Source organism: Pseudomonas sp. GD03875 (assembly GCF_029840585.1).
GTDB lineage: Bacteria > Pseudomonadota > Gammaproteobacteria > Pseudomonadales > Pseudomonadaceae > Aquipseudomonas > Aquipseudomonas paralcaligenes.
The window spans coordinates 152,670-176,303 of sequence record NZ_JAOCCV010000006.1; the positions used below are offsets into that span (position 1 = coordinate 152,670).

General features: G+C 66.6%; 21 protein-coding genes and 2 tRNA genes. 5 read left to right on the forward strand and 18 right to left on the reverse strand.

Features of this window, described 5'->3' with window-relative positions; all coding sequences use genetic code 11:
• Positions 1-62 precede the first annotated feature (62 nt).
• Complete coding sequence (locus N5D30_RS07375) at positions 63-683, reverse strand: hypothetical protein (protein WP_279908409.1); 621 nt, start codon at positions 681-683, stop codon at positions 63-65.
• A 64-nt stretch (positions 684-747) separates the two neighbouring features.
• Complete coding sequence (locus tag N5D30_RS07380; RefSeq protein ID WP_279908410.1) at positions 748-1,137, reverse strand: hypothetical protein; 390 nt, start codon at positions 1,135-1,137, stop codon at positions 748-750.
• Between the two features lie 88 nt (positions 1,138-1,225).
• Between N5D30_RS07380 and N5D30_RS07385 the strand changes: the two genes are divergently transcribed.
• The gene (locus tag N5D30_RS07385) at positions 1,226-1,531 is read left to right on the forward strand and encodes a hypothetical protein (RefSeq protein ID WP_279908411.1); all 306 of its coding nucleotides are present in this window, start codon (positions 1,226-1,228) and stop codon (positions 1,529-1,531) included.
• 10 nt (positions 1,532-1,541) lie between these two features.
• On the opposite strand, the gene cysS is transcribed toward N5D30_RS07385, so the two are convergent.
• Both cysS and N5D30_RS07395 read right to left on the reverse strand, forming a co-directional pair.
• The gene (gene cysS / locus N5D30_RS07390) at positions 1,542-2,924 is read right to left on the reverse strand and encodes a cysteine--tRNA ligase (protein ID WP_279908412.1); all 1,383 of its coding nucleotides are present in this window, start codon (positions 2,922-2,924) and stop codon (positions 1,542-1,544) included.
• 148 nt (positions 2,925-3,072) lie between these two features.
• Positions 3,073-4,740: a glutamine--tRNA ligase/YqeY domain fusion protein gene (locus tag N5D30_RS07395; RefSeq protein WP_279908413.1), complete on the reverse strand. Its 1,668-nt coding sequence runs from the start codon at positions 4,738-4,740 to the stop codon at positions 3,073-3,075.
• Between the two features lie 175 nt (positions 4,741-4,915).
• Between N5D30_RS07395 and N5D30_RS07400 the strand changes: the two genes are divergently transcribed.
• Entirely contained in the window at positions 4,916-5,410 is a 495-nt protein-coding gene (locus N5D30_RS07400) for a peptidylprolyl isomerase (RefSeq protein WP_220813285.1), read from the forward strand.
• A gap of 4 nt (positions 5,411-5,414) precedes the next feature.
• Positions 5,415-6,134 (forward strand): UDP-2,3-diacylglucosamine diphosphatase, encoded by a 720-nt coding sequence (gene lpxH / locus N5D30_RS07405; RefSeq protein ID WP_279908414.1) that lies wholly within the window; start codon positions 5,415-5,417, stop codon positions 6,132-6,134.
• 4 nt (positions 6,135-6,138) lie between these two features.
• Here lpxH and N5D30_RS07410 read toward each other — a convergent pair whose 3' ends face one another.
• Positions 6,139-7,077, reverse strand: coding sequence for a class I SAM-dependent methyltransferase (locus N5D30_RS07410; RefSeq protein ID WP_279908415.1), 939 nt, complete (start codon positions 7,075-7,077; stop codon positions 6,139-6,141).
• 111 nt (positions 7,078-7,188) lie between these two features.
• Between N5D30_RS07410 and N5D30_RS07415 the strand changes: the two genes are divergently transcribed.
• Entirely contained in the window at positions 7,189-8,997 is a 1,809-nt protein-coding gene (locus N5D30_RS07415) for a monovalent cation:proton antiporter-2 (CPA2) family protein (RefSeq protein WP_279908416.1), read from the forward strand.
• Positions 8,998-9,085: 88 nt separating this feature from the next.
• The gene (gene cysZ / locus N5D30_RS07420) at positions 9,086-9,838 is read left to right on the forward strand and encodes a sulfate transporter CysZ (protein ID WP_279908418.1); all 753 of its coding nucleotides are present in this window, start codon (positions 9,086-9,088) and stop codon (positions 9,836-9,838) included.
• Positions 9,839-9,980: 142 nt separating this feature from the next.
• On the opposite strand, the gene N5D30_RS07425 is transcribed toward cysZ, so the two are convergent.
• The 13 genes from N5D30_RS07425 to N5D30_RS07485 all read right to left on the reverse strand — a co-directional run bounded on the left by N5D30_RS07425 (position 9,981) and on the right by N5D30_RS07485 (position 23,508).
• Positions 9,981-10,057: transfer RNA gene (locus N5D30_RS07425), tRNA-Asp, on the reverse strand.
• A gap of 21 nt (positions 10,058-10,078) precedes the next feature.
• Positions 10,079-10,154, reverse strand: a tRNA-Val gene (locus N5D30_RS07430).
• Between the two features lie 85 nt (positions 10,155-10,239).
• Positions 10,240-10,755 (reverse strand): type II secretion system protein M, encoded by a 516-nt coding sequence (locus N5D30_RS07435; RefSeq protein WP_279908419.1) that lies wholly within the window; start codon positions 10,753-10,755, stop codon positions 10,240-10,242.
• Positions 10,752-11,897: a type II secretion system protein GspL gene (gene gspL, locus N5D30_RS07440; protein WP_279908421.1), complete on the reverse strand. Its 1,146-nt coding sequence runs from the start codon at positions 11,895-11,897 to the stop codon at positions 10,752-10,754. The genes N5D30_RS07435 and gspL overlap by 4 nt, the downstream gene beginning before the upstream one ends.
• Positions 11,894-12,847 (reverse strand): type II secretion system minor pseudopilin GspK, encoded by a 954-nt coding sequence (gene gspK, locus N5D30_RS07445; RefSeq protein ID WP_279908422.1) that lies wholly within the window; start codon positions 12,845-12,847, stop codon positions 11,894-11,896. Before gspK ends, gspL begins: the two co-directional genes overlap by 4 nt.
• Entirely contained in the window at positions 12,844-13,545 is a 702-nt protein-coding gene (gene gspJ, locus N5D30_RS07450) for a type II secretion system minor pseudopilin GspJ (RefSeq protein WP_279908423.1), read from the reverse strand. The genes gspK and gspJ overlap by 4 nt, the downstream gene beginning before the upstream one ends.
• Positions 13,542-13,931 (reverse strand): type II secretion system minor pseudopilin GspI, encoded by a 390-nt coding sequence (gene gspI, locus N5D30_RS07455; RefSeq protein WP_279902177.1) that lies wholly within the window; start codon positions 13,929-13,931, stop codon positions 13,542-13,544. Before gspI ends, gspJ begins: the two co-directional genes overlap by 4 nt.
• Positions 13,928-14,464, reverse strand: coding sequence for a type II secretion system minor pseudopilin GspH (gene gspH / locus N5D30_RS07460; protein ID WP_279908424.1), 537 nt, complete (start codon positions 14,462-14,464; stop codon positions 13,928-13,930). The genes gspI and gspH overlap by 4 nt, the downstream gene beginning before the upstream one ends.
• A 6-nt stretch (positions 14,465-14,470) precedes the next feature.
• Positions 14,471-14,893, reverse strand: a complete 423-nt coding sequence (gene gspG, locus N5D30_RS07465) for a type II secretion system major pseudopilin GspG (protein WP_220813296.1) — start codon at positions 14,891-14,893, stop codon at positions 14,471-14,473.
• Between the two features lie 5 nt (positions 14,894-14,898).
• Positions 14,899-16,116, reverse strand: coding sequence for a GspF family T2SS innner membrane protein variant XcpS (gene xcpS / locus N5D30_RS07470; RefSeq protein WP_220813297.1), 1,218 nt, complete (start codon positions 16,114-16,116; stop codon positions 14,899-14,901).
• Positions 16,116-17,627 (reverse strand): type II secretion system ATPase GspE, encoded by a 1,512-nt coding sequence (gspE, locus tag N5D30_RS07475; RefSeq protein ID WP_279908425.1) that lies wholly within the window; start codon positions 17,625-17,627, stop codon positions 16,116-16,118. The genes xcpS and gspE overlap by 1 nt, the downstream gene beginning before the upstream one ends.
• Before the next feature lie 336 nt (positions 17,628-17,963).
• Positions 17,964-20,705, reverse strand: coding sequence for a peroxidase family protein (locus N5D30_RS07480; RefSeq protein ID WP_279908426.1), 2,742 nt, complete (start codon positions 20,703-20,705; stop codon positions 17,964-17,966).
• 169 nt (positions 20,706-20,874) lie between these two features.
• Positions 20,875-23,508 (reverse strand): LuxR C-terminal-related transcriptional regulator, encoded by a 2,634-nt coding sequence (locus tag N5D30_RS07485; protein ID WP_279908427.1) that lies wholly within the window; start codon positions 23,506-23,508, stop codon positions 20,875-20,877.
• Positions 23,509-23,634: the final 126 nt, after the last annotated feature.

The window sequence follows — 23,634 nt, forward strand, 5'->3', positions numbered from 1 at the left end:
GCTGAAAGCCGCCAATGTGGCCGCCAAGCCTCAGCTATTGATTGACAGTTGCTCAGCCAGAATCAGTAGAACTGCACCACCGTTTCGAAGCTGCCGTCGACAGGGTCATAAAACAGATAGGCCGCACCTGCATCGTGGAACAACGCGGGCGCGTCGATTGGAAGCTGGCCCATGAAAACCAGCGGCTTGCCATCGCGGATAGGCCAGTCAGGTCCTTGTATCCACTTGGGCGGCTTGCCAACGCACTTGAAGCATTCCTTGAGTCGCTCCTTGATGAGCTGCCTTTTTCGAGTGTCGCTCAGGTCGCCATCAGTCGGAACGATCTTTTCGATCATGAATTCCAGCGGTGGGTCGAGGTACTCGGGAAGCGCCTTCAAGATCAGGGAATAAAGACCACCGAATCGCCGGGCGGAACGGAAGCTCACTTCCGCCTTATGCAGAAAATCCTCGATGATTCCCTCGGAGTTCACCAGCCCGCCCAGCGACACTCGATCCTGTTTATTGTGAAGACGCCGGTAATGATTCGTCCGAGCCGGGTAACGCTGATCCTCAAAAAAACCAAGCAGTGACTTCATCTCTTCCGTGGCAAGAGCGACATCGAGGGCAGGGCCATCAAGCCGCCCCTCGACGAAGCCGATGAGTATGTCGAGCTGTGACTGATACTTCACCAACTCTGGACGCATCGATGAGGCTCTCCTGCCCTAACCGCGGTCGAATCGTGTAGCCAGGCAGCTGCCGACCGGAATGTCATGCAATATGAATCTGGAAACCATTCGGCTCTGATCTCATATCCAGGAAGGCATCCCTTATTTCCTCGGCACCTTCTTGGTCTTTCTGAAAGTCGAATTCGACGATCTCTGCATCGAAGCCCAATGTTTTCACGCCACGCGAGGTCAATTGAACACGTATGCAATCGGCACAAAGTGTCACGCAGGTGGCGAGGCCGCTTCCGCCTTCTGACTGATCGGTTCTTTCGAGCCAGATACCCTCAAGCGGTTCTTCATCGTCATCATGAAAGCCACAGACAATATGAAGAACGTCCTCTCTTCCGTATTTTTCCGAAGTGAAGCCAAGGCTGACCCATATTTCCCAATCCGTCGTTCCTGACTTCAGAGAGTGGCACGAGAATCTATTCAAAGAGTCAACTCCGTCTCGATGCGCATTTCGGCTTTCTACTACCGACTCCGCTCACCATCATAGAAGCCCGAAGTGCATGGCCTTCTGCATGCCCATCGAGTACCAGAGTGACTCGCCCGATCTTGCCCGCCAGATTCCTTGCAGACGGATCGGTAAAGGGGCCTTCGATATCCACTCCGACCATCTTCAAAGCGGATACCTTATTGTCACGGTCTTTGAACTGTATCCATTCGGGGCCGGTGATTTCCCCTTCTATCAAGATACCCCTCAGCAACGTCAGCGGACCTTGCCCGGAATCTTGATATTCGACCTCATCGAGCTGCATTTCAAATGGCATGAGGTACTCGTTAATACGTTGCCAAAAAAGGCCGCTCAAGAGCGGCCTTTTTCATAAAGCAGACCACTCACTCGGCCAGACGCCAGGTCGTGCCGCCCTTGCCATCCTCCAGCACCACGCCCATGGCGGTGAGCTGGTCGCGGATGCGGTCGGACTCGGCCCAGTTCTTCTCGGCGCGCGCCTGCAGGCGTGCGGCGATCAGCGCTTCAACCTCGGCGGCGTCGACCTTGCCGACGGCGCCGGCCTGGAGGAAGGCGTCCGGCTCCAGTTGCAGCACGCCGAGCACACCGGCCAACTGCTTGAGCTGGGCAGCCAGGCCGGCAGCGGCCTGCACGTCAGACTCGCGCAGGCGATTGACCTCGCGGATCATCTCGAACAGCACGGCGCAGGCTTCCGGTGAGTTGAAATCGTCGTCCATCGCCGCGCCGAAGCGCTCGACGAAGGCCTCGCCACCGGTAGGCGCCGCTTCCGGCAGACCCTTGAGGCCGTTGTAGAAGCGCTCCAGGGCGCCCTTGGCTTCCTTGAGGCTGTCTTCGGAGTAGTTGATCGGGCTGCGGTAGTGGCTGGACACCAGCAGGTAGCGCACCACCTCCGGGTGGTACTTCTCCAGCACCTCGCGGATGGTGAAGAAGTTGCCCAGGCTCTTGGACATCTTCTCGCCGTCCACGCGCACCGCGCCGGCGTGCATCCAGGCCTTGGCGTAGAGCTTGCCGGTGGCCGCCTCGCTCTGCGCGATCTCGTTCTCGTGGTGCGGGAACACCAGGTCAGGGCCGCCGCCGTGGATGTCGAAGGTCTCGCCCAGGCAGCAGGTGGACATCACCGAGCACTCGATGTGCCAGCCCGGACGCCCGGCGCCCCAAGGCGACTCCCAGCTCGGCTCGCCCGGCTTGGCGCCCTTCCACAGGACGAAGTCCAGCGGGTCTTCCTTGATCTCGTCGACCTCGATGCGCGCACCGATCTTCAGCTCGTCGATCTTGCGCCGCGACAGCTTGCCGTAGCCCACGAACTTGCCGACGCGGTAGTACACGTCGCCATTGCCCGGGGCATAGGCGTAGCCCTTGTCGATCAGGGTCTGGATCATCTGGTGCATGCCGGCGATATGGCCGGTGGCACGCGGTTCGATGTCCGGGCGCAGCACGTTGAGGCGGCCCTCGTCCTCGTGCATCGCCGCGATCATGCGATCCACCAGGGCCTCGAACGGCTCGCCGTTCTCCTGGGCGCGCTTGATGATCTTGTCGTCGATGTCAGTGATGTTGCGTACGTAGGTCACGTCGTAGCCGCGCTGGCGCAGCCAGCGGGTGACCACGTCGAAGGCGACCATCACCCGTGCATGGCCAATGTGGCAGAAGTCGTACACGGTCATGCCGCACACGTACATGCGCACCTGGTTGCCTTCCAGCGGCTGGAAGGGTTCCTTGACCTTGCTCAGGGTGTTGTAGATGGACAGCATCTTTAAATTTCCTCAAGAACGGTTTTCAAGACAGCGAGCGAAGATCAGGCAAGGCGAAGCGGGGTGAGGAAACGGAATGTACTGCAGTACATGAGCATTCCGAACCTCGCTTCAACACAGCAGATCGAGCGCAGCAATTTGAAAGCCGTTATTGCCCCCAGGTGTCGCGCAGGGTGACGGTACGGTTGAACACCGGCTTGCCGGGCTGCGAGTCCTTCAAGTCGGCAACGAAGTAGCCTTCGCGCTCGAACTGGAAGCGTTCCTCGGCGCCGGCGTTGGCCAGCGACGGCTCGGCGCGGCAGCCCTTGAGCACCACCAGCGAATCCGGGTTGATGTTGTCGAGGAAGCTGCCGCCCCCCTCGTCCTTCTCCGGGTTGGCGGAGCGGAACAGGCGGTCGTACAGGCGCACTTCGCACTCCACGCTCTCGGCGGCCGGCACCCAGTGGATCACGCCCTTGACCTTGCGGCCCTCGGGGTTCTTGCCCAGGGTGTTCTCGTCGTAGGAGCAGCGCAGCTCGACGATATTGCCTTCGGCATCCTTGATCGCCTCGTCGGCGCGGATCACGTAGCTGCCGCGCAGGCGCACTTCGCCGCCGGGGATCAGGCGCTTGTAGCCATCCGGCGGGGTTTCCTCGAAGTCACCGGCATCGATGTAGATCTCGCGGCTGAACGGCAGCACGCGCACGCCCATGTCCTGCTTGGGATGGCGCGGCAGCTCGAGGTTCTCGACCTTGCCCTCGGGGTAGTTGGTGATCACCACCTTGAGCGGCTTGAGCACGCACATGGCACGCGCGGCGTTGGCGTCCAGGTCCTCGCGGATGGCGAATTCCAGCATGCCGATGTCGACCACGCCGCCGGCGCGGTTGACGCCGATCATGTCGCAGAAGGTGCGGATCGAGGCCGGGGTATAGCCACGGCGGCGATAGCCGGACAGGGTCGACATGCGCGGGTCGTCCCAGCCATTGACGTGATTCTCGTCGACCAGCTGCTTGAGCTTGCGCTTGCTGGTGATGGTGTAGTTCAGGTTGAGCCGGGCGAACTCGTACTGGCGCGGCTGGGCCGGTACCGGCAGGTTGGCCAGGAACCACTCGTACAGCGGGCGATGGTCCTCGAACTCCAGGGTGCAGATGGAGTGGGTGATGCCCTCGATGGCGTCCGACTGGCCGTGGGTGAAGTCGTAGCTCGGGTAGATGCACCACTTGTCGCCGGTCTGGTGGTGATGGGCGTGGCGGATGCGGTAGAGGATCGGGTCGCGCAGGTTCATGTTGCGCGAGGTCATGTCGATCTTGGCGCGCAGCGAGCGGGCGCCATCCGGGAACTCACCGGCCTTCATGCGGGCGAACAGGTCGAGGTTCTCCTCGATGCTGCGCTCGCGGAACGGGCTGTCCTTGCCGGGGCTGGTCAGGGTGCCGCGGTACTCGCGCATTTCCTCGGCGTTCAGATCGCAGACGAAGGCCTTGCCGGCCTTGATCAGCTCGATAGCCCAGGCATGCAACTGGTCGAAGTAGTCGGAGGCGTAGCGCTCCTTGCCGGCCCACTGGAAGCCCAGCCACTCGACGTCGCTCTTGATCGCGTCGATGTATTCCTGGTCTTCCTTGGCCGGGTTGGTGTCGTCGAAGCGCAGGTTGCATTCGCCACCGAATTCCTGGGCCAGGCCGAAGTTCAGGCAGATCGACTTGGCATGGCCGATGTGCAGGTAACCGTTGGGCTCCGGCGGGAAGCGGGTGACGATCTTGGCGTGCTTGCCGCTGTCCAGGTCGGCCTGGACGACGGGGCGCAGGAAGTTGGCGGCTTTTTCGACGGTGGGCTTGCTCATGGTGTCCTTAGATGCGGTGCGGCCTCCGCGCGGGAGGTAGGCCGGTCGAGACAAAGCCCGTATGATACTCAACCCGCCATATACCTGACAGTCGCAAAGCGACCAGGCGCGGCCTTACTTCGCGCGAATGCGCCGCCGCCCTGCCCGCCTTGCCCGAATCCGAGAGCGCATCGTCATGATCAAGCTGCACACCAACCACGGCGTCATCACCCTGGAACTGTTCGAAGACAAGGCCCCGGAAACCGCCGCCAACTTCAAGGAATACGTGAAGAGCGGCCACTACGACGGCACCGTGTTCCACCGCGTGATCGGCAACTTCATGGTCCAGGGCGGCGGTTTCGAGCCGGGCATGAAGCAGAAATCCACCCGCGCGCCGATCAAGAACGAGGCCAACAACGGCCTCTCCAACAAGGTCGGCACCGTCGCCATGGCCCGCACCATGGACCCGCACTCCGCCTCCGCCCAGTTCTTCATCAACGTCGCCGACAACGGCTTCCTCGACCACACCGCGCCGACCATGCAGGGCTGGGGCTACGCCGTGTTCGCCCAGGTGACCGAGGGCATGGACGTGGTCAACGCCATCAAGGGCGTGGCCACCACCATGAAGTCCGGCCACCAGGACGTGCCGGTGGACGACGTGATCATCGAGAAGGCCGAAATCGTCGAGTGATTCGATGATCCTGCTGATCTCCGATCTGCACCTGGAAGAGGAACGCCCGGACATCACCCGGGCGTTTCTGCATTTCCTGCACACTCGCGCCCGCGAGGCCGAGACGCTGTACATCCTCGGCGACTTCTTCGAGGTGTGGATCGGCGACGACGGCATGTCGCCGTTCCAGCAGGGTATCGCCCGCGCCCTGCGCGAACTGAGCGACGCCGGCACACGCATCTTCCTGATGCACGGCAACCGCGATTTCCTGATCGGCCGCTCCTTCTGCCGCGCCGCCGGCTGCACCCTGCTGAAGGACCCGAGCATCGTGCAGTTCAATGGCGAGCCGGTACTGCTGATGCACGGCGACAGCCTGTGCACCCTGGACGTCGGCTATATGAAGCTGCGCCGCTGGCTGCGCAACCCGCTGACCCTGTTCATCCTGCGCCACCTGCCGCTCGCCACCCGCCACAGGCTGGCGCGCAAGCTGCGCAGCGAGAGCCGCGCGCAGACGCGGATGAAGGCCAGCGAGATCGTCGACGTGACGCCGGAAGAAGTGCCACGGATCATGGCCGAGCACGGCGTGCGCACCCTGATCCACGGCCACACCCACCGTCCTGCCATTCACGAACTTCAGGTGGGGGGCGAAAACGCCCGGCGCATCGTCCTCGGCGACTGGGACAAGCAGGGCTGGGCCCTGCAGGTAGACGAGCACGGCTTCCACCAGGCGCCCTTCCCGCTCTGAGCCATCACTCCAGAACGAACACCAGCGCCTTGAGCGCACTGTCCTCGTCTATGTCAGCGAACTCCGGCGGGTTGGCCAGGCGCTCCACATAACGCAGCTGCGGGGCTTCGCGCGCCATCTCGTCGACGAGAAAGGCGACGCCGATGGACGGATCGTTGCAGCAGGCCAGCACCCGGCCGCCCGGCGCCAGCAGCTCGGGCAGGCGGCGCAGCACCTTGGCGTAGTCCCGGGTCAGCACGAAGCTGCCCTTCTGGAAGCTCGGTGGGTCGATGACGATCAGCTCATAGGGGCCTTCCCTGCGCAGCTTGCCCCAGGAGTTGAACAGGTCGTGGCCGAGGAAACTCACCCGCGCTAGGTCGTGGCCGTTGAGTCGATGGTTGTCGCGGCCACGGCTCAGCGCCGGCCGTGACATGTCCAGGTTGACCACCCGCCCGGCGCCGCCGGCGACGGCCGCCACCGAGAAGCCGCAGGTATAGGCGAACAGGTTGAGCACCCGCAGGCCCGTCGCCTGCTCGCTCACCCACTGGCGCCCCAGGCGCATGTCGAGGAACAGGCCGCTGTTCTGCTTGCGCCCGAAATCCAGGAGAAAGCGCAGCCCCTGCTCCTCGATCTCGCCCTGCTCCACGGCCTCGCCGAACAGGCATTCCGTGGCGCTGTCCGACCGGTAGCGGTGCTGCAGCAGCAGGTGCGCGGCGCCGCTGGCGCGCCAGACGGGCGACGCGGCGAATTGCAGCAGCATGTCCTTCAGTACGGCCAGCCCCGCATCGTCCGGCTCGCGGAACAGCGACACCAGCACCACGCCCTGCAGCCAGTCGACCGCGATGTGCTCCAGCCCCGGCCACCTCCGGCCGCGTCCATGGAACAGGCGGCGCGCCTCGCGCGGCAGGTCGGCGAAGGCCGTGAGCAGATGCTGGTGCAGAGTGGCGATGGATTCGGCGTTCATGGCGGTGCTGGCGAATGCGGGAACGCATTCTAGCCCAGCCCGCGACGCCTTGGCCGGGCGCGCCGGAGCCCCGAACTGGTACTCTCGCGCTTATTTCGACGGGAGAATGCCATGCCCCACGATGGCAGCCTGCTGCAGGGCGCGGTCGTATTCCTCTTCGCCGCGGTGCTCGCGGTCCCGCTGGCCAAGCGCCTGCAGCTTGGCGCGGTGCTCGGCTACCTGCTGGCAGGCGTGCTGATCGGCCCCTCGGTGCTCGGCCTGATCGGCGACCCGGAGAGCGTCGGCCACCTCTCCGAACTGGGCGTGGTCCTGCTGCTGTTCATCATCGGCCTGGAACTGTCGCCCCGGCGCCTGTGGGTGATGCGCAAGGCGGTATTCGGCGTCGGCCTGGCCCAGGTGCTGCTGACCGCCCTGGTGATCGGCACCGTGGCGCTGTTCGGCTTCCACCAGCCGCTGCCGGTGGCCATGGTGCTCGGCCTCGGCCTGGCGCTCTCCTCCACGGCGTTCGGCCTGCAACTGCTGGCCGAGCGCAAGGAGCTGACCAGTCCCCACGGACGCATGGCCTTCGCCATCCTGCTGTTCCAGGACATCGCCGCGATCCCGCTGATCGCGCTGGTGCCCATGCTCGGCGACGCCACCCCGCACCCCCTGCCCGGCCAGGAACTGCGCGGGCTGCTGGAAGTGTTCGGCAGCATCGCCCTGGTGGTGCTCGGCGGCCGCTACCTGTTGCGCCCGGTGTTCCGCATCGTGGCGCGCACCAACATCCGCGAGGTGTCCACCGCGACCGCCCTGCTGGTGGTCATCGGCACGGCCTGGCTGATGGAGCTGGCCGGCGTCTCCATGGCCCTGGGCGCCTTCCTCGCCGGCATGCTGCTGGCCGACTCCGAGTATCGCCACGAACTGGAGTCCCATATCGAGCCGTTCAAGGGCCTGCTGCTCGGGCTGTTCTTCATCAGTGTCGGCATGGCGGCCAACCTCGCCCTGCTGTGGCACGAACCGCTGACGGTGCTGGCTCTGACCCTGCTGCTGATCGGCCTCAAGCTGCCGGTGCTGCTGGTGGTCGGCCGCCTCGCGGGCGGGCTGTCGCGGGCCAGCGCGGTGCGTTTGGCGGTGCTGCTGGCGGCCGGCGGCGAATTCGCCTTCGTGGTGTTCCGCATGGCCCGCAGCGAACAGCTGCTCGATGGCCACCTGCACGACCTGCTGGTGATCGCCATCACCCTGTCCATGGCGCTCACGCCGCTGATGGTGATGCTCGCCGCGCACTGGCTCAAGGCGGCCCCCACCGCGCCCCGCGAAGTGCCGGAAGAACTGCAGACGGTGGACAGCGACACGCCGCGGGTGGTGCTGGCCGGCATGGGCCGGATGGGCCAGGTGGTCGCCCGCGTGCTGCGCGCCCAGGGCGTGCCCTTCGTCGCCCTCGACACCTCGGTGGATGCGGTGGAAATGTCGCGCAGCCTGGGCGAGATGCCGATCTTCTACGGCGACCCGCTACGCCCGGAAATCCTGCGCGCCGCCCAGCTGGACAAGGCGGAATGGTTCATCGTCGCCACCGACGACCCGGACACCAACCTCAAGACCACCGAACTGGTGCGCAAGCTGTATCCCCACGTGAAGATCATCGCCCGCGCGCGCAACCGCCAGCACGTGCACAAGCTGTGGGACCTCAACGCCCAGGCGGTGCGCGAAACCTTCCACTCCAGCCTGGAAATGAGCCGCCAGGTGCTGCGCGGCCTGGGCCTGAGCGAGGAACAGGCCGCTGCCCGCCTGCGCCGCTTCCAGCGCCACGACGAGGAAGTGCTGGAGGCGCAGCACAGGGTCTACGACAACCAGGCCGCGGTGCAGCAGACCGCCCGCCAGGCCCGCCGGGAACTGGCGACCCTGTTCGACAGCGACAAGGTCGACGAGGGCGTTCCTAAGTAGGCATCGTGGGCCAAGGGGCCTGCCAGCGCTTTCCTCCCCCCTTCAAACTGGTTAAGGTCGGCGCATTTCCACCCTCACGGAGCCTTCCATGCCCACTCCCGCCCTGTCCGGTCCCCAGTACCTGAGCGAAGGTCTCAAGCTGGTCCTCAGCCCGGGGCTGCGCCTGTTCGTGCTGCTGCCCCTGGCGGTGAACACCCTGCTGTTCATCGGGCTGATCGTGATCGCCCTGCAGCAGTTCGGCGGCTGGGTCGACGGCATCATGCCGAGCCTGCCGAGCTGGCTGAGCTTCCTCGAATACGTCATCTGGCCGCTGTTCGTGATTCTGGTGCTGGTGGTGATGTTCTTCACCTTCACCATGCTGGCCAACATCATTGCGGCGCCCTTCAACGGGTTTCTCGCCGAGAAGGTGGAAGTGGTGGTACGCGGTCGCGACGACTTCCCGCCGTTCAGCTGGAGCGAGCTGATGGCCATGGTCCCACGCACCCTCGGCCGCGAGCTGCGCAAGCTGGGCTATTTCCTGCCCCGCGCCATTCCTCTGCTCATCCTCACCTTCGTGCCGGTGCTCAACGTGGTGGCGGCGCCGCTGTGGATTCTGTTCGGCATCTGGATGATGGCCGTGCAGTACATCGACTATCCGGCGGACAACAACAAGCTGGGCTGGAACGAGATGCTCGCCTGGCTGCGCGAGAAGCGCTGGCAGAGCCTGGGCTTCGGCGGCATCGTGTACCTGGCGTTGCTGATCCCCTTCGTCAACATCCTGGTGATGCCGGCGGCCGTGGCGGGTGCCACGCTGTTCTGGGTGCGGGAGCGGGGAGAGACGGCGCTGCAGCGCCAGGGCTGAACCGAATGGCGGCAGCCGGGATACGGATTCCGTCCGCCGCCGGATGGCGCGGATCGGAAACCTGAAATGCAGACAAAGAAAAAGCGGCTCAAGGCCGCTTTTTTGGCTTCCCGTTCTCGGTGATCCGAGTGGAAGCGATGTATGGCGCAGCGGACGGGACTCGAACCCGCGACCCCCGGCGTGACAGGCCGGTATTCTAACCGACTGAACTACCGCTGCGCGTCGGTCTCGCAAGAGATATGGTGGGTGATGACGGGATCGAACCGCCGACCCTCTGCTTGTAAGGCAGATGCTCTCCCGGCTGAGCTAATCACCCGAGTAGCCTTGCGAGGTGGCGCAATTTACGCAGAGGCCTCGCCTAAGTCAACACCCTGCTTGAATTTTTTCTTCTCGACCGCCGCTCAGCCCGCCCGCAGCAGCAGGCGGGTGCTCACCAGTCCCTTGTCCGCCCGCTCCAGCCCGGCCTCCTCGACCCTCACGCCCTGCTCTTCCAGGCTCATCAGCCAGCGCAGCAGACGGGCGAAGTCGGTCGGCTGCAGGCTCACCTGCAGGCTGCCGTCGCCCTGGTTGTCCAGGCGCTCGACATTCAGCCCCTGGCTGGCCGCGCTGCCAGTCACCAGGCCCTGCAGCGCGGCCGGGTCGACGCTGCTGGACTGCGGCCTGCCCTGCGCGGCGCGGACCTGCGGCGCGTTCGCCTGCAGGTAGGCATGCAGCGCCCGCTGCTGCTGCAGGAAACTGCGCGCCTGCTCCAGGTTCTGGCTGACCGGGCGCCATAGCAGCATGTAGAACAACACCAGCAGCAGGAAGCCGGCGAGCAGGCCCAGGGCCATGCGGTCGCGCGACGGCATCGACTGCCAGCGGATGACCAGCGGGTTGCGCGCGACGCGCCCCTGCCATTGCGAAACCAGACCCGTCATCCGTTACCTCCGATCACCAGGCGCGCGCTGACGCCGTTGCCTTCCCGGCTCGCCGAGCCCATGTCCACCGCCAGCCCGGACTGCTGCAAGCGCGTGCGCAGGCTTTCCAGCGTGGCGAAGTCGCTGGCCTGCAGGTTGAGCGCCAGGTTGCCGCGCTGGGCGTTGAAGTCCAGTTGCTGCACCTGCACCCGCGCGCCCTCCTCGCCGATGGCCGAGGCGGCCTGGTCGAGCAGTTGCAACAGCTGTTGCTGGCCACCGCCCTCCGACTCGGCCAGGTGCTGGTCGAACTGAGCACGCAGATTGATCAATTTGCTGTCGCCCGGGAACAGTTCCCGGTACAGCTCCCGGCTGGCCTCGGCATAGCGCTCGCCCTCGCGCTGCAGATGCCAGCCCTGGGCCAGGTTGAAGCCCCATTGCAGCACCAGCCACAGGCCCAGCAGCGCCGCCAGCGGGCGCCAGCGCTGCCATTGCCCGGAAGGCTCGCGCCGGGCGAACGCGCCCTGGGCCAGGTTGCAGGCGGCCACGTGTCCGGCCAGCCAGACCAGTGGCTGGGCGTGCTCGTGGCATTGGTCGATGTCCGCAGGCGCCGGCTGGCCGGCCGCCACATGGGCCACCCGCGGCGACGGGCAGAGCCCGGCCAGCTGCGGCCAATCCTCGCCACGCAGGGCCAGGCGCGCCTCGCCGCTGCCGCCCAGCAGCCAGCGTTCCCCCAGGCAGAACAGCTGGCTGCCCTCTTCCGTCAGCAGGTCGGCATCCACCTCAATGCGCTGAGGCGGATTGTCGCCGCACAGCGCCAGCCAGCCGGCCAGCCAGTCGCGGCGCACCACGTGGACCCGATGGCGGCCATCGGCCAGCTGGTCGCCCACCGCCAGATGGAAATACTCCACGTCGTCGGCCAGCAGTTCCTCCACCGCGAACGGCAGGGCCTTCTGCAGCCAGCGCGCCTTGGTGGTGGGCAGTTGCACGGCACAGACGGTCACCGCCTCCACCGGCAGGACCAGGCGCCAGGGCCGGGCGGCAGCCGGCACCGCCTCGCTGAACGGCAGCTGACTGCCGATATCACCATCGACGCGCCAGACCAGCAGGTCGGCCGCCGGCCCGGCGCAGGCGCCAGGCGGAAGAAACAGGGTGAGCAGACTCATTCCTCGGACTCCTCGACGGGCGTGGGCGCCAGGCCCTCCTGCCCCAGATCGCGCGCCATCAGGCGGACGCGCCCATCATTACCACGTTGCAGATAACTGGCCAGCACCTGGCGCCGGTCGCCCAGCAGCACTTCGGTGGTGACCCGGAAATACTGGCTGCCGGTGGTCAGCCCCTGGGGGTTGACGCCATAGCTGGCGAGCTGCTGGACGAAGGCGCCCGGGTCGCGGTAGCCGGTGTTCCCGCGCCGCTCGATGGCGGCCTTCAGCGCCGACTGCGGGATGCCTTCGCCGAGGCAGGCCAGCACCTGGGCGCTGGCGGTGTTCACGTTCAGTTCCACCTGGCTCGGCAGGGCGCCGACGAAGGGCGCCAGGCGCCGGTAGTCGGCCTCGCTCATGCCCAGCAGCAGGCGCAGTTCGGACACGTCGGCAATGCGCCCCGGGCCGGTGCGATAAGCGGGTGTCAGCAGCAGGTACTGGTCGTCCTCGGCGCCGCCCTGGCCGCTGGCGTCCTGGTCGGAGTCCAGCCAGTCCTGCAGGCGCTCGGCGTAGACCGGCGTCAGTTGCAGCAGCTGCAGCAGGCGGCGGAAGCGCAGCAGCGCCTGCTCGCCGGCCTGGCCGCCGACGGCTAGGCTGTTGAGGTTGAAGCGGCCGGACAGGTCCTCGATGCGCAGGCGCAGTTCGCCGCCTTCGTCCAGCGGAAAACGCAGCTTGGGATTGGCCCAGGGCTCGGCCAGGTGATCGACTTGGTCGGTGACCATGTCCCGGCGCAGGATGGCCTTGGCCAGCAGCTCGCCGCCCTCGGCGTAGTACTGCGCCTGGCGCACTACCAACTGGTTGCCGGTGCTGCGGATGGCCAGCTGCTGGCGCACCACCAGCGCCGCGCAGACCACGGTCACCAGCGCCACCACCAGCAGCACGGTGATCAGCGCCACCCCACGCTGGCGGCTCATGACGGCGGCTCCTGGGGCAGGGTCTCGTCCGGCACTAGGTCGCCCTCGCCGCCCTCCTCCCCACCCGGCGGCAGGATCTGTTCCTGCTGCGGCATTTCCGGCATGCGCCAGAGGCGGCGCAGTTCGCCGTAGTAGCGGTGCTCGACGATCAGTTCCACGGCCCGGGGCAGCTGGGTCAGCGCCTCGTCGGCGCTGCTGGCGTTGGCCGGTGGCCAGTCCTGCAGCCAGCGCCCCTCCAGGTCGAGGAAGCGCAGTTCGAAGCGCTTCACCCCGTCGAGCGCCTGCTGCACCCGGGGCTGGCTGTCCTGGGCCTGGTCCAGTACCGGCCAGTAGAAGCGCTGCCAGCGCTCGCCCTGCAATTGCCAGCGCACCCGTTGCAGGGTCGCGCGGGGCTGGCCGAGCGGGTTGCGCCAGCCGCTGCGAGTGAATTCCAGTTGGGTGTCGCGACCGCTCTGCCCGCGCAGCGAGGGCAGCAGGTCGCCCAGTTGGTCGCGCACGGGACGCGCGCGCACCTGCAGCACATCGCGCTCGAACGCGCCCATGGCCCGGGTCAGCTCGCGCAGGCGCCGCTCCTGTTCGCGCTGGGCGGTGTCGGTCTTCAGCACGCTGTCGAGCATGCGGTAGGTGGCCATGGCGAGTACCGCGAAGATGGCGATGGCGATCAGCACTTCCAGCAGGGTGAAGCCGCGCTGCCTCATGGCTCCACCCCGACGAAGCCGCTGAGGGTGGCCAGGGCGTTGTCCTCGACCTTGCCGCGCAGCCCGCGCTCGGGGCGCAGCGCCACGCGCACCGTGACCCGCAGCATGTCCGGCTCGCTGGTGGACTGCACCTCGGTCTGCCACAGCCAGCGGCGCCCGGCATAGCTCTCCTCGCCCTGCTCGCGCCCCACGGCGGGCGGGCTGTCGGCCAGCTGCAGGTCCTGCAGGCGGTTGTCCGCCAGCCAGCTGGCGAAGGTCTTGTCCTCCAGCCGGGCCGCGGTCTGCAGCGAGCGGGCGCTGGCGCTGAGCACGCTGGCGGCGACCACGGCGAAGATCGCCAGGGCGACCAGCACTTCCAGCAGGGTGAAGCCGCGCGCGCGCCTCATCCGGAGCGCTTCCCGGCGATCTCCGGCTTCAGTTCCGGTTCGGCGAAGCCATCGCTGACCAGCAGCAGCACCGGTGCGTCACGCCCGCTGCCGCCGGCCAGGCGCAGGGTGAAGGGTGTCAGCTCGCCGCTGGAAAGGATCAGCAGCTGGGGCGTCTTGGGCGCGGCCTTGTCCTTGTCGCCCTTGGGCGACGGCAGGCCGACGCTCTGGTTGTCCACCTCGATGCGCAGCTCGACCCATTCCGGCAGCTCGTGCACCTTTTCGCCCACCGGCTCCCAGCGAGAACGCAGCGGGTCGTAGCGCAACACCTGGTAGCTGCGGGTCTCGAAGCGCACGCCGTATTCGCGATTGTCCAGCACCGCCTCGTCGATCAGCACCCGGAGCAGGCTGTTCAGGCGCTCGGCCTCGTCGTTCAGCTTGCGGGCGGGACTGCTGGCCAGCCCGCTGCCGATCACGGCCAGGCCGGTCAGCACGCCGAGCAGCACCAGCACCACCAGCAGCTCGATGAGGGTGAAGCCGAGCGCCCGCCGCATCGCCGATCAGAGGTCCCAGTTGCCGATGTCGGTATTGGCGCCGTCGCCGCCTTCCTGGCCGTCGGCGCCCAGGGAATACAGGTCGATCTTGCCGCGCGATCCCGGCGACAGGTACAGGTACGGGTTGCCCCAGGGGTCGATCGGCAGCCGCTTCAGGTAGCCCTCGGCATTCCAGTTCTTCGCCGGCGGGTTGCCGGTGGGCTTCTTCACCAGCGCTTCCAGGCCCTGCTGGGTGCTCGGGTAGTTCTGGTTGTCCAGCTTGTACATGTCAAGCGCCGCACCGATGGCGCGGATGTCGTTCTGCGCCGCAGTCACCTTGGCCTGGTCCGGCCGGCCCATCACCTGGGGCACCACCAGCGCCGCGAGGATGCCGAGGATGACCACCACCACCATGATTTCAATGAGCGTGAAGCCCTTCTGCTTGTGCATCGTTTTCAACCCACCAGTTGGTTCAGAGAAAGGATCGGGAGGAGGATGGCCAGCACGATCACCAGCACCACCGCGCCCATGAAGACCAGCATGAACGGCTCGAACAGCCCGACCAGCAGGCCGATGGTGGCCGCCAGGTCGCTCTCCTGGTTGCGCGCCGTGCGCGACAGCATCTGGTCCAGCTCGCCGGAGCGTTCGCCGCTGGCGATCATGTGCAGCATCATCGGCGGGAACTGCCGGCTGGCCTCCAGCGCCCGCGACAGGCTGCCGCCCTCGCGCACGCGCTGGGTGGCGTTGGCCACGTCGGCGCGGATGATGCGGTTGGACACCACTTCCGCACCGATGGCCAGCGCCTCCACCAGCGGCACGCCGCTGCGCACCAGGATGGCCAGGGTCGAGGCGAAGCGCGCCGTCTCGGTGGCCGAGATCAGGCCGCCGACCAGGGGCAGGCGCAACAGGAAGGCGTGCCAGCGCCGGCGCAGGTCCTCGTTGCGCAGCGCGCGGCGGAAGGCGACCACCGCCAGCACCGCCAGCACCACGGCCACCGCGCCCCAGGTCTTGACCAGTTCGCTGAGGAAGATCAGCCCGCGGGTCAGCGCCGGCAGGGTCTGCCCGGAGTTGACGAACACCCGCACCACGTCCGGCACCACGTAGCCGAGCAGGAAGCCGACGATGCCCAGCGAGGCGAGCATCAGGATCACCGGGTAGAGCAGCGCCATCTGGATCTTCTGCCGCGACTGCTGGCGCTGCTCGGTGTAGTCCGCCAACTGCTCCAGCACCGGCCCCAGGTGCCCGGCGTGCTCGCCGGCCGCGACCGTGGCCCGGTACAGCTCGGGAAAAGCCGCCGGATAGGTCGCCAGGGCCCTGGCCAGGCTGTGGCCTTCCAGCACCTTGGCGCGCACCGCCAGCAGCATCGACTGGATGCGCGGCTGGCGCGACTGGGCGGCGGCGGCGCGCAGCGCCTCCTCGATGGGCAGCGCGGCGCTGATCAGGGTCGCCAGCTGGCGGGTGACCAGGGCCAGGTCGCGGGCCGACAGGCCGCGGCGCAGGCTGAAGCCACCGCCACCCTCGGCCTGCTCCTTGCGGTGCACCGGCTCGACCTGCAGCGGCGCCAGCTGTTTCTCGCGCAGCAGTTGGCGCACCTGGCGCGCGCTGTCGGCCTCCAGTACGCCCTTCTGCTGGCGACCCCGGGGGTCCAGGGCGATGTATTCGAAGGCGGCCATCAGTCTTCCCTAGTGACCCGCAGTACTTCTTCCAGGGTGGTCACCCCTTCCAGCACCTTGCGCCGACCGTCATCACGGATGCTCGGGCCCAGGCTGCGGGCGTGGCGCAGCAGCTCCTGCTCGCCGACGCCGTTGTGCACCAGGGTGCGCATCTTGTCGTCGAAGATCACCAGCTCGTAGATGCCGGTCCGGCCGCGGTAGCCCTGCTGGTGGCATTCCGGGCAGCCCTTGGCGTGGTGGATCAGCGGCCGCTCCCGCGGGTCGAGGCCAAGCAGGCCGCATTCGGCGTCGTCGGCCGGGCGCGCCTCGCGGCAGTGCACGCAGAGCACGCGCACCAGGCGCTGGGCCAGTACGCCGAGCAGGGACGAGGACAGCAGGAAAGGCTCGACGCCCATGTCCACCAGGCGAGTGACCGCGCCCACGGCGCTGTTGGTGTGCAGGGTGGAGAGCACCAGGTGGCCGGTCAGCGAAGCCTGTACCGCGATGTCGGCGGTCTCCTGGTCACGGATCTCGCCGACCATCACCACGTCGGGGTCCTGGCGCAGGATGGCACGCAGGCCGCGGGCGAAGGTCATGTCCACTCGCGGGTTGACCTGGGTCTGGCCGATGCCTTCCAGGTAGTACTCGATGGGGTCTTCCACCGTGAGGATGTTGCGCGAACGGTCGTTGAGGGTGACCAGACCGGCGTACAGGGTGGTGGTCTTGCCCGAGCCGGTCGGCCCGGTGACCAGGATGATGCCGTGGGGCTTGCGCAGGTTGTCGTCGAGCAGGCGGCGGTCGCGCTCGCTCATGCCCAGGTGCTGCAGCGACAGGCGCCCGGCCTGCTTGTCAAGCAGGCGCAGCACCACCCGCTCGCCGTTGGCCGACGGCAACGTGGACACGCGGATGTCCACCTCGCGGCCGCCGACCTTGAGCGAGATGCGCCCGTCCTGCGGCACGCGCTTCTCGGCGATGTCCAGGCGCGCCATGACCTTGACCCGCGACACCAGCAGCGCGGCCAGTTCGCGGCGCGGCTCGATCACTTCGCGCAGGATGCCGTCGACGCGAAAGCGCACGACCAGGCGTTTCTCGAAGGTTTCCAGGTGGATGTCGGAGGCGCCGGCCTTGATCGCCTCGCTGAGAATGGCGTTGATCAGGCGGATGATCGGCGCGTCGTCCTCCTGCTCCAGCAGGTCGCCGGATTCGGGGGTGAGTTCGGCCAGGCTGGCCAGGTCCAGTTCGGCGCCTAGGCCCTCGGCCATCTGCCGCACCTCGGAGGAATCGCGCTGGTAGGCCAGGCTCAGTTCCTGCTCGAAGACCTCGGGCTCCAGCCACTGCAGCGGCAGCACCCGGCCGGCGAAGCGCTGGGCCTCCTGCACGGCGGTCAGGCTGGCGCCGCGACGCACCTGCAGCTGGGCGAGGCCGAATGGCTCGCGCAGCAACACACCGTGGCGCTTGGCGAAGGCGAATGGCAGCGGGCGCAGGGCCGGTTCTGCCGGGGCCGCTAGAGCGGCATGGGTATCGGTAGACATCTGCGGGCACGTTCCTGGAACAGAAAATCCATTTCGCTGTTGTTCTTGTTGTCGTTCTGACGGCACGTCCGAGGCGCCAAGTTAACGGATTTCAAGGGAATCTGCAGTGCAGATTTCGCACGCCCGGACAATGAAGCGACCACGTTAGCGGGGAATTGTTATGGCCGTGGGTCGGAATCCGCAATGTGGAGAAATTCATGGCGATGGCCGAGGTGGCGTGTACCGGCCATACATGGGCTTGCCGGTGCGCACGGCGCACCCTACCCGGAGGTGGATTTAGCGGGCCATAAACGAAGAACCCCGGCGGTTGCCGGGGTTCTCGTCTAGCGGTAGAGCTTACTTGTCTTCGCTGCGCTGGTGCTTGAAGAACACACCGTTGTCACCGAAGGACGAAGCGATGAAGGGCGAGGTCAGCTCCATCTCGCCGATCTTCACCGCGCTGTTGCGACGCTGCTGGGCGTAGCTGCGGTTGGTGGACGGCAGGATCGAGGTCTTGATCTCCATCGAGGTCGCGTAGACGTCATACAGCTTGGTGCCGGCGGCCAAGGTCACGAGATCGTTGCGGAAATCGTGGGCCGAGGTGGAGAACACGTTGCGCAGCTCCGGCTTCGGCACGAAGTAGATCTGCGTCGGCGACTTGACCGAGGATACCGCCTGGCCGGTCTGGGTCACTTCAGCCATGTCGTCGACCCGCAGCAGGGTCGGCTTCAGGCTGACCAGCGAGAACAGCAGCGTGGTGCCCAGGGTGTCGTTGGTCTCCGGCAGGACGAACTGGGAAAGCTCGTTGGCGAAGAAGTTGTGGTTGCTGCCCTGCCCGCTGAGGGTGTAGAGCGCCGACACGTTCTGCGACGGCTTGCCGTCGACGAAGGCCTTCCACGCCAGACCCGGCTGGAAGCCGTTCTTCGCCGGATCACCGGCCACCGACAGGCGCAGCAGGCCGTTCTCCGCGCCCTGGAACAGGCCGGTGTAGGGATGCCCGGCCACGGCGGTGAACTTCACCTTGGCCATCACGCCGTTGGGGTGCATGGCCTTCTCATAGCCGGCCGGCGCCACGTCGGACTTGGTCTGCACCTTCTTCCACAGCACCGAGCTGATCAGGCCGCCGACGTTGACCGGCGGGATGGCCGGCAGTTGGCCTTCGGCGTACTGGGTACGCATGGCGCCGTTGACCCACAGGTTGTCCTGCTTGGCCTTGGCCGGCCAGGTCTCGTAGTCGGCCGGGATGTTCAGCCCCCAGGGCTTGAACGCGTTCTGCACGCCCACCAGGCTGCTTTCCAGCTGCGGGTTGTGACGGCGGATCACGTCGACCATGGTGGTGTTCTCGACCCAGGCCAGGCCCTCGGGGGTGTAAATCTCCGGGCGATAGTCCTTGGTGTAGAAGCGGTCGGTCATCAGGCGACGCGAGGCGTTCATGATGAAGATCTGGAAGGCCGTCTCGCCGAAGGCGAAGCCGTCCGGACGCACGGTCTCGGCCAGCATGCCGACCAGGGTGTCGATCTTCTCGATGTCGTTGCCGTACACGCGCTTGAGGTTGGCCAGGGTGGCCGGGTCCTTGGTCAGGTCCTCGAACTTGGTGATCGGGTTGAGGCCGATCTCGCGGCGGAACTCGTTGTAGCGCGGCACGCCACGCTCGCGGTCACGCAGTACGTCGATGGTCGCCAGGTCGATGTTGCCGACCAGCGGAATCGAGAGATTGCGCAGGAAGTTCGGGTAGTTGTTGAGGGTCAGCGAACCCGGGTTGGTGATACCGAAGGAATACCACATGCGCTCCGGGTGCTCGCCGTTCAGCAGGTTCTCAGCATCGCGGTCACGAGTGTTCTGCAGCTGCACCGAGCGCGAGATGACGTTGGAGCCGATGTCATAGACGTCGACCTTGTCACGCATCAGCGGGTGCATGCGGTACACCGCGACGAACTCCTCGGTCAGCGTGTAAGGCACGCCGTAGTTGTTGGGGTTGGTAGAGCCGACGATACCGGCCAGGGCGTGGTCGATTGCCGAGCTACCAGCCCCGCTGCCGTCGATACCGAGGATGCGCAGGACGAAGGAGTTGGAGCTGGCCAGGTCGGCCTGCAGCATGCGCGCTTCTTCTTGGTACTTGTCGCGGTTCGGGCCGGAGCCCAGCAGGCCCCACCAGTTGGCGTACATGGCACGCTCGGTGACCGGGTTGGCGATCACCGCCGGGGTCCACTCCACGGTATGGATCTTGGCCATCAGCGCCGAGGTGACCAGACGCGCGCGGTCGTACAGCCACTGGTCGTCCTTGTCCGGGTACTTCTGCTTGAGCATGGCCGCGACGGCGTTGTGCTCCTTGGTGAACAGCTGGTGCAGCATGCTCAGGCCGACCCACCAGTTCTCGTTGAAGCCGGTGATCGGCTTGCCGCTGATCAGCTCGGTCGGCAGGGTGCCGTCGGCGTTGATCTTCAGCTTGCCGTCGACGAAGGCGCGCACCTTGTCGTTGGTGGCCTTGTCGCTGCCGTACAGCTGCGAGCCGTCCCACCAGTGGGTGTTGTGGTTGCGGTAGGCGGCCGGCTTGCCGGCTTCCGCCGCGGTGCGGGTCGGGTCGGCCTGGGTGCGGCGCACGGACATGGTGCCGGAGCCGAGCACGTCGCCGGCCGGCAGCGGGATCTGGATCGGGTTGGCCTCGGCGTTGGGGCCGTGCTCCACCCAGTCATGGACCATGAACTGGATCCACGAGGCGGCGATGAAGTTGAGGCTGGGCGCCGGCTTGAACTCGCCGCGGGACATCAGCACGTTACTGACTTCGCGCGGGTTGGGGCTGAGCAGCGTGTCGGCCTCGGTCTCGCCGTGGGTGACGTTCGGATTGACGTTGCGGCCGAAGCGACGGTAGACCGAGCCCTCGGCGGGATTGGAGAGGATGTTGCAGGTGCCATCCTCGGTGCGGGCCACCTGGCTGCGCGCATCGCAGGTGATGGTGGCGTTGGCGGCAGGCAGGTTGTCGACATCGAACAGGTTGTTCTTGAACAGCGCGTCGCGCTCCAGCGCGAGGGTGATCAGACCTGCATAGATGCCCAAGGTACCGAACTTGACCAAGCTCGGCCACGTGACCCAGACGGACATGGCGTATCTCCCGATTATTCTTGTACTAATTACGGTTGGAAGCCGGCGTTTCCGGCTGGCGGGAGATTAGGGATTCGCCGCTCGCCCTCCCCCCTCCTGTGGGAGGGGAAAGGGGAAAAGGGCGCTACCGTCGGTCGGTGCCAGGTCGGGTATCTGCTCAGGTAGCCGGTCAGGCGCCGCGCTGCTGCATGGCGAGGATGGCCTCGGTGCGGCCGGAGAGGTTGAGCTTCGAGTAGATGTTCTTCAGGTGCCACTTGGTGGTGGACAGGGCGATGCCGGTGCTGGCGCTGATCTCGGTGTTGGACAGGCCCTTGAGCAGGCAGGCGAAGATCTCCGCCTCCTTGTCGGTGAGCAGGCTCACCAGGTCCGGCAGCGCCGCCGAGGGCGCCTGGCTTTCAGCCAGGAGGAACTCGGCATAGGCCTCGCTGTAGGCCTCCGGCACCTGCAGCTGGCCGGAGCGCAGCAGGCCGAACACCGCCTCGGCGAAGCCCGGCGCCTCGTCGAACACCGAGCGATTGATGTTGACGATGCCGAAGCGCTCGACCAGCGCCAGCAGCGCCTTGATCTGCTGTTCCGGGCTCTGCTGCGGCGCGCTCAGCACCAGCAGATTGGCCTCCACCACCAGCGCCCGCGCCTTCATCTCGCTCTGCTGCAGCGATTGCGCCAGCACCTTGAGGATGCGGCAGGCGCGCGGCTGGGCGCCACGCATCACCAGCCAATAGACGGCGGCCAGGCCGTAGCGCTCCCAGCACTCGTCGTACGGGCGCACCCGCTCCCACTCGCCGGCCGCCAGCCGCTCCTCGATGCCCAGCCGCTGGGCCAGCGCGTCCAGCGCCGCCGGGCGGCCGTCCAGGTAGGCCTGGCGCATGCTTTCCTGCGCCGCCTGGCTGGCGAAGCGCTCGTAGTTGCCCAGCTGGAGTATCCGCGACAGCTGTTCGAGCAGGCGCCCCGCGCGGCCCTGGGACTGGCGCCGGTAGAGCAGCCGCGACAAGGTGATGTGCACGGTGGCGATGGTCTCGGTGGCCGACGACGAGGTGACCATCGCCATCAGGTCCTCGCACAGCTGCTGGGCCGCCGCCAGCTGGTTCTGCTCGTACAGCGCCACCACCATGGCGGTGGCCCGGTTGAGCCAGGCCGGCGACGAGCGCTCGGTGCGCTGGTAGTCGTGGCAGACGTCCTTGCGCGCGCTGGTGGCGCGCCCGGCGTTGCGGTTGCACAGGGCGATGATCAGGTCGGCGTAGCTCTCCAGGAACAGCTGGCCGGTGCGCGCCAGCAGCGCCTTGGACTCCAGCGCCATCTGGATCGACTGCTCCAGGCGCCCGTGCATCAGGTGGTGGTAGGCGAGGATGGTCAGGGCCAGGGCGCGGATGTCCGAGGCGATGCCCGGCGCCAGCAGCTCCGACCAGCGCTCGCCGGGGTCGAAGGCCAGGTCGTACTGGAACAGTTCGAGGTTGAGCGCAAGCAACTGCCGGGTCGGCGCGTCCAGGCCCGGCCGGTCGCCCTGGGGCAGCGCCAGTTCGTCCAGGCAGTAGCGCGCCTGGTGGAAGCGCCGCGACAGGGTCAGCGACAGGATCATCGGCACCAGCAGGCGCGGCTGGTCGCGCAGGCCGGCCTCGCTGAGCGGCTCCAGCCACTTCAGCACCTCGGCGAAGTGGCCGCTGTGCACCCACTGTTCGCAGGCCTCCTCCAGCAGGTTGCGGAACAGCGCCCGGTCGTCGCTGCGCTGGGCGTGCTGCAGGGCCTGTTCCAGGTCGCCGCGCTGGCTGAAGTGCAGCGCCGCGCGACGATGCAGCACGGCCACCTGCTGCGGCTGGTACATCGCCAGGCGCTTGGCCAGGAAGTCGTGCAGCAGCGCGTGGTAGCGGTAGTAGCCGGGATACTGGTCGACCGGCAGCAGGAACAGCTCGCGGGCGGCCAGTTCCTCCAGCAGCAGCGCCGAGCCGGTGCGCTCGAAGACCTTGTCGCAGAGTTCGCCGTCGAAACGCTCGAAGATCGCGCAGCTGAGCAGGAAGTCGTGCATCTGCGGCGACAGGCGCTTGAGCACCACGTGGCCGAAGTAGTCGACGATCTCCGGCTGGCTGCCGTTGAAGCGCTCCAGCGCCACGGTGCCGAAGCGCGCATAGGCCAGCAGGGCCACCTTCACCCCGGCCATCCAGCCCTCGGTCATCGCCATCAGGCTGTCGACGTAGGCGGGACTGAGGTCGGGCCCGCCCAGGTGGGCGTTGAGCTGCTGGATCTGCGCCGGCGACAGGCGCATGTCGTGCTGGTCGATGCACAGCAGCTTGTTCTCCAGCTTCAGGCGGCTGAGCGAGAAACCGGGGTGGTTGCGGCTGGAGAGGATCACCCGGGTGGTGGCCGTCAGCCGTTCGAGCATGGCCGACAGCACCTCGAGGATGGTGGGCTGGCCGATGAACTGGAAGTCGTCCAGGACGATGTAGAGGCCGCCGTCGATGCGGTTCAGCGCGTCCGCCAGGTACTCGCCCACCACTTCCGGCGCCTGGTACATCTCGGCGGCGAAGGGGTTGAACCAGGATACGTCGAAGTCCTCCACCCGGGCGCGGATGCCCTCGGCGAGGTGACGGAAGAAGCGCACCGGCTCGTTGTCACGCGCCTGCAGTGGAAAATGCACCACACTGCGCGTGAGCCTGCCCGCCTGCCACTGGGCCAGCAGCGTCGACTTGCCGGAACCGGCGGGCGCGAGCAGCACGGTCAGCGGAAACTGCTCGCAGTGGTTGAGCAGTTCCAGCAGTTCTTCACGGGCAAAACCCGCGACTGCCGGGGTAGTCGTCTTGCGATCATCCATTGCAGCGATCCGTCAGGCTTATTTTTATTGTTGAACGGGAAGCATGTGGAGGCCGATGATAGCGACTCGTTCCGAGGAAGTTTCGAAACGTTTCACGCTTCCGACTGCGACACGACGCACGGTAAC

What these genes read in the sequence shown, in the direction of transcription:
- gspL (WP_279908421.1), bottom strand. Translation starts at nt 11,897, where the DNA reads ATGAGTCTGCTCACCCTGTTTCTTCCGCCTGGCGCCTGCGCCGGGCCG.
- xcpS (WP_220813297.1), bottom strand. Translation starts at nt 16,116, where the DNA reads ATGGCCGCCTTCGAATACATCGCCCTGGACCCCCGGGGTCGCCAGCAG.
- gspI (WP_279902177.1), bottom strand. Translation starts at nt 13,931, where the DNA reads ATGAGGCGCGCGCGCGGCTTCACCCTGCTGGAAGTGCTGGTCGCCCTG.
- N5D30_RS07410 (WP_279908415.1), bottom strand. Translation starts at nt 7,077, where the DNA reads ATGAACGCCGAATCCATCGCCACTCTGCACCAGCATCTGCTCACGGCC.
- gspK (WP_279908422.1), bottom strand. Translation starts at nt 12,847, where the DNA reads ATGAGCCGCCAGCGTGGGGTGGCGCTGATCACCGTGCTGCTGGTGGTG.
- N5D30_RS07415 (WP_279908416.1), top strand. Translation starts at nt 7,189, where the DNA reads ATGCCCCACGATGGCAGCCTGCTGCAGGGCGCGGTCGTATTCCTCTTC.
- N5D30_RS07485 (WP_279908427.1), bottom strand. Translation starts at nt 23,508, where the DNA reads ATGGATGATCGCAAGACGACTACCCCGGCAGTCGCGGGTTTTGCCCGT.
- N5D30_RS07385 (WP_279908411.1), top strand. Translation starts at nt 1,226, where the DNA reads ATGCCCATCGAGTACCAGAGTGACTCGCCCGATCTTGCCCGCCAGATT.
- gspJ (WP_279908423.1), bottom strand. Translation starts at nt 13,545, where the DNA reads ATGAGGCAGCGCGGCTTCACCCTGCTGGAAGTGCTGATCGCCATCGCC.
- gspE (WP_279908425.1), bottom strand. Translation starts at nt 17,627, where the DNA reads ATGTCTACCGATACCCATGCCGCTCTAGCGGCCCCGGCAGAACCGGCC.
- gspG (WP_220813296.1), bottom strand. Translation starts at nt 14,893, where the DNA reads ATGCACAAGCAGAAGGGCTTCACGCTCATTGAAATCATGGTGGTGGTG.
- N5D30_RS07375 (WP_279908409.1), bottom strand. Translation starts at nt 683, where the DNA reads ATGCGTCCAGAGTTGGTGAAGTATCAGTCACAGCTCGACATACTCATC.
- lpxH (WP_279908414.1), top strand. Translation starts at nt 5,415, where the DNA reads ATGATCCTGCTGATCTCCGATCTGCACCTGGAAGAGGAACGCCCGGAC.
- N5D30_RS07435 (WP_279908419.1), bottom strand. Translation starts at nt 10,755, where the DNA reads ATGACGGGTCTGGTTTCGCAATGGCAGGGGCGCGTCGCGCGCAACCCG.
- gspH (WP_279908424.1), bottom strand. Translation starts at nt 14,464, where the DNA reads ATGCGGCGGGCGCTCGGCTTCACCCTCATCGAGCTGCTGGTGGTGCTG.
- N5D30_RS07400 (WP_220813285.1), top strand. Translation starts at nt 4,916, where the DNA reads ATGATCAAGCTGCACACCAACCACGGCGTCATCACCCTGGAACTGTTC.
- N5D30_RS07395 (WP_279908413.1), bottom strand. Translation starts at nt 4,740, where the DNA reads ATGAGCAAGCCCACCGTCGAAAAAGCCGCCAACTTCCTGCGCCCCGTC.
- N5D30_RS07480 (WP_279908426.1), bottom strand. Translation starts at nt 20,705, where the DNA reads ATGTCCGTCTGGGTCACGTGGCCGAGCTTGGTCAAGTTCGGTACCTTG.
- cysZ (WP_279908418.1), top strand. Translation starts at nt 9,086, where the DNA reads ATGCCCACTCCCGCCCTGTCCGGTCCCCAGTACCTGAGCGAAGGTCTC.
- cysS (WP_279908412.1), bottom strand. Translation starts at nt 2,924, where the DNA reads ATGCTGTCCATCTACAACACCCTGAGCAAGGTCAAGGAACCCTTCCAG.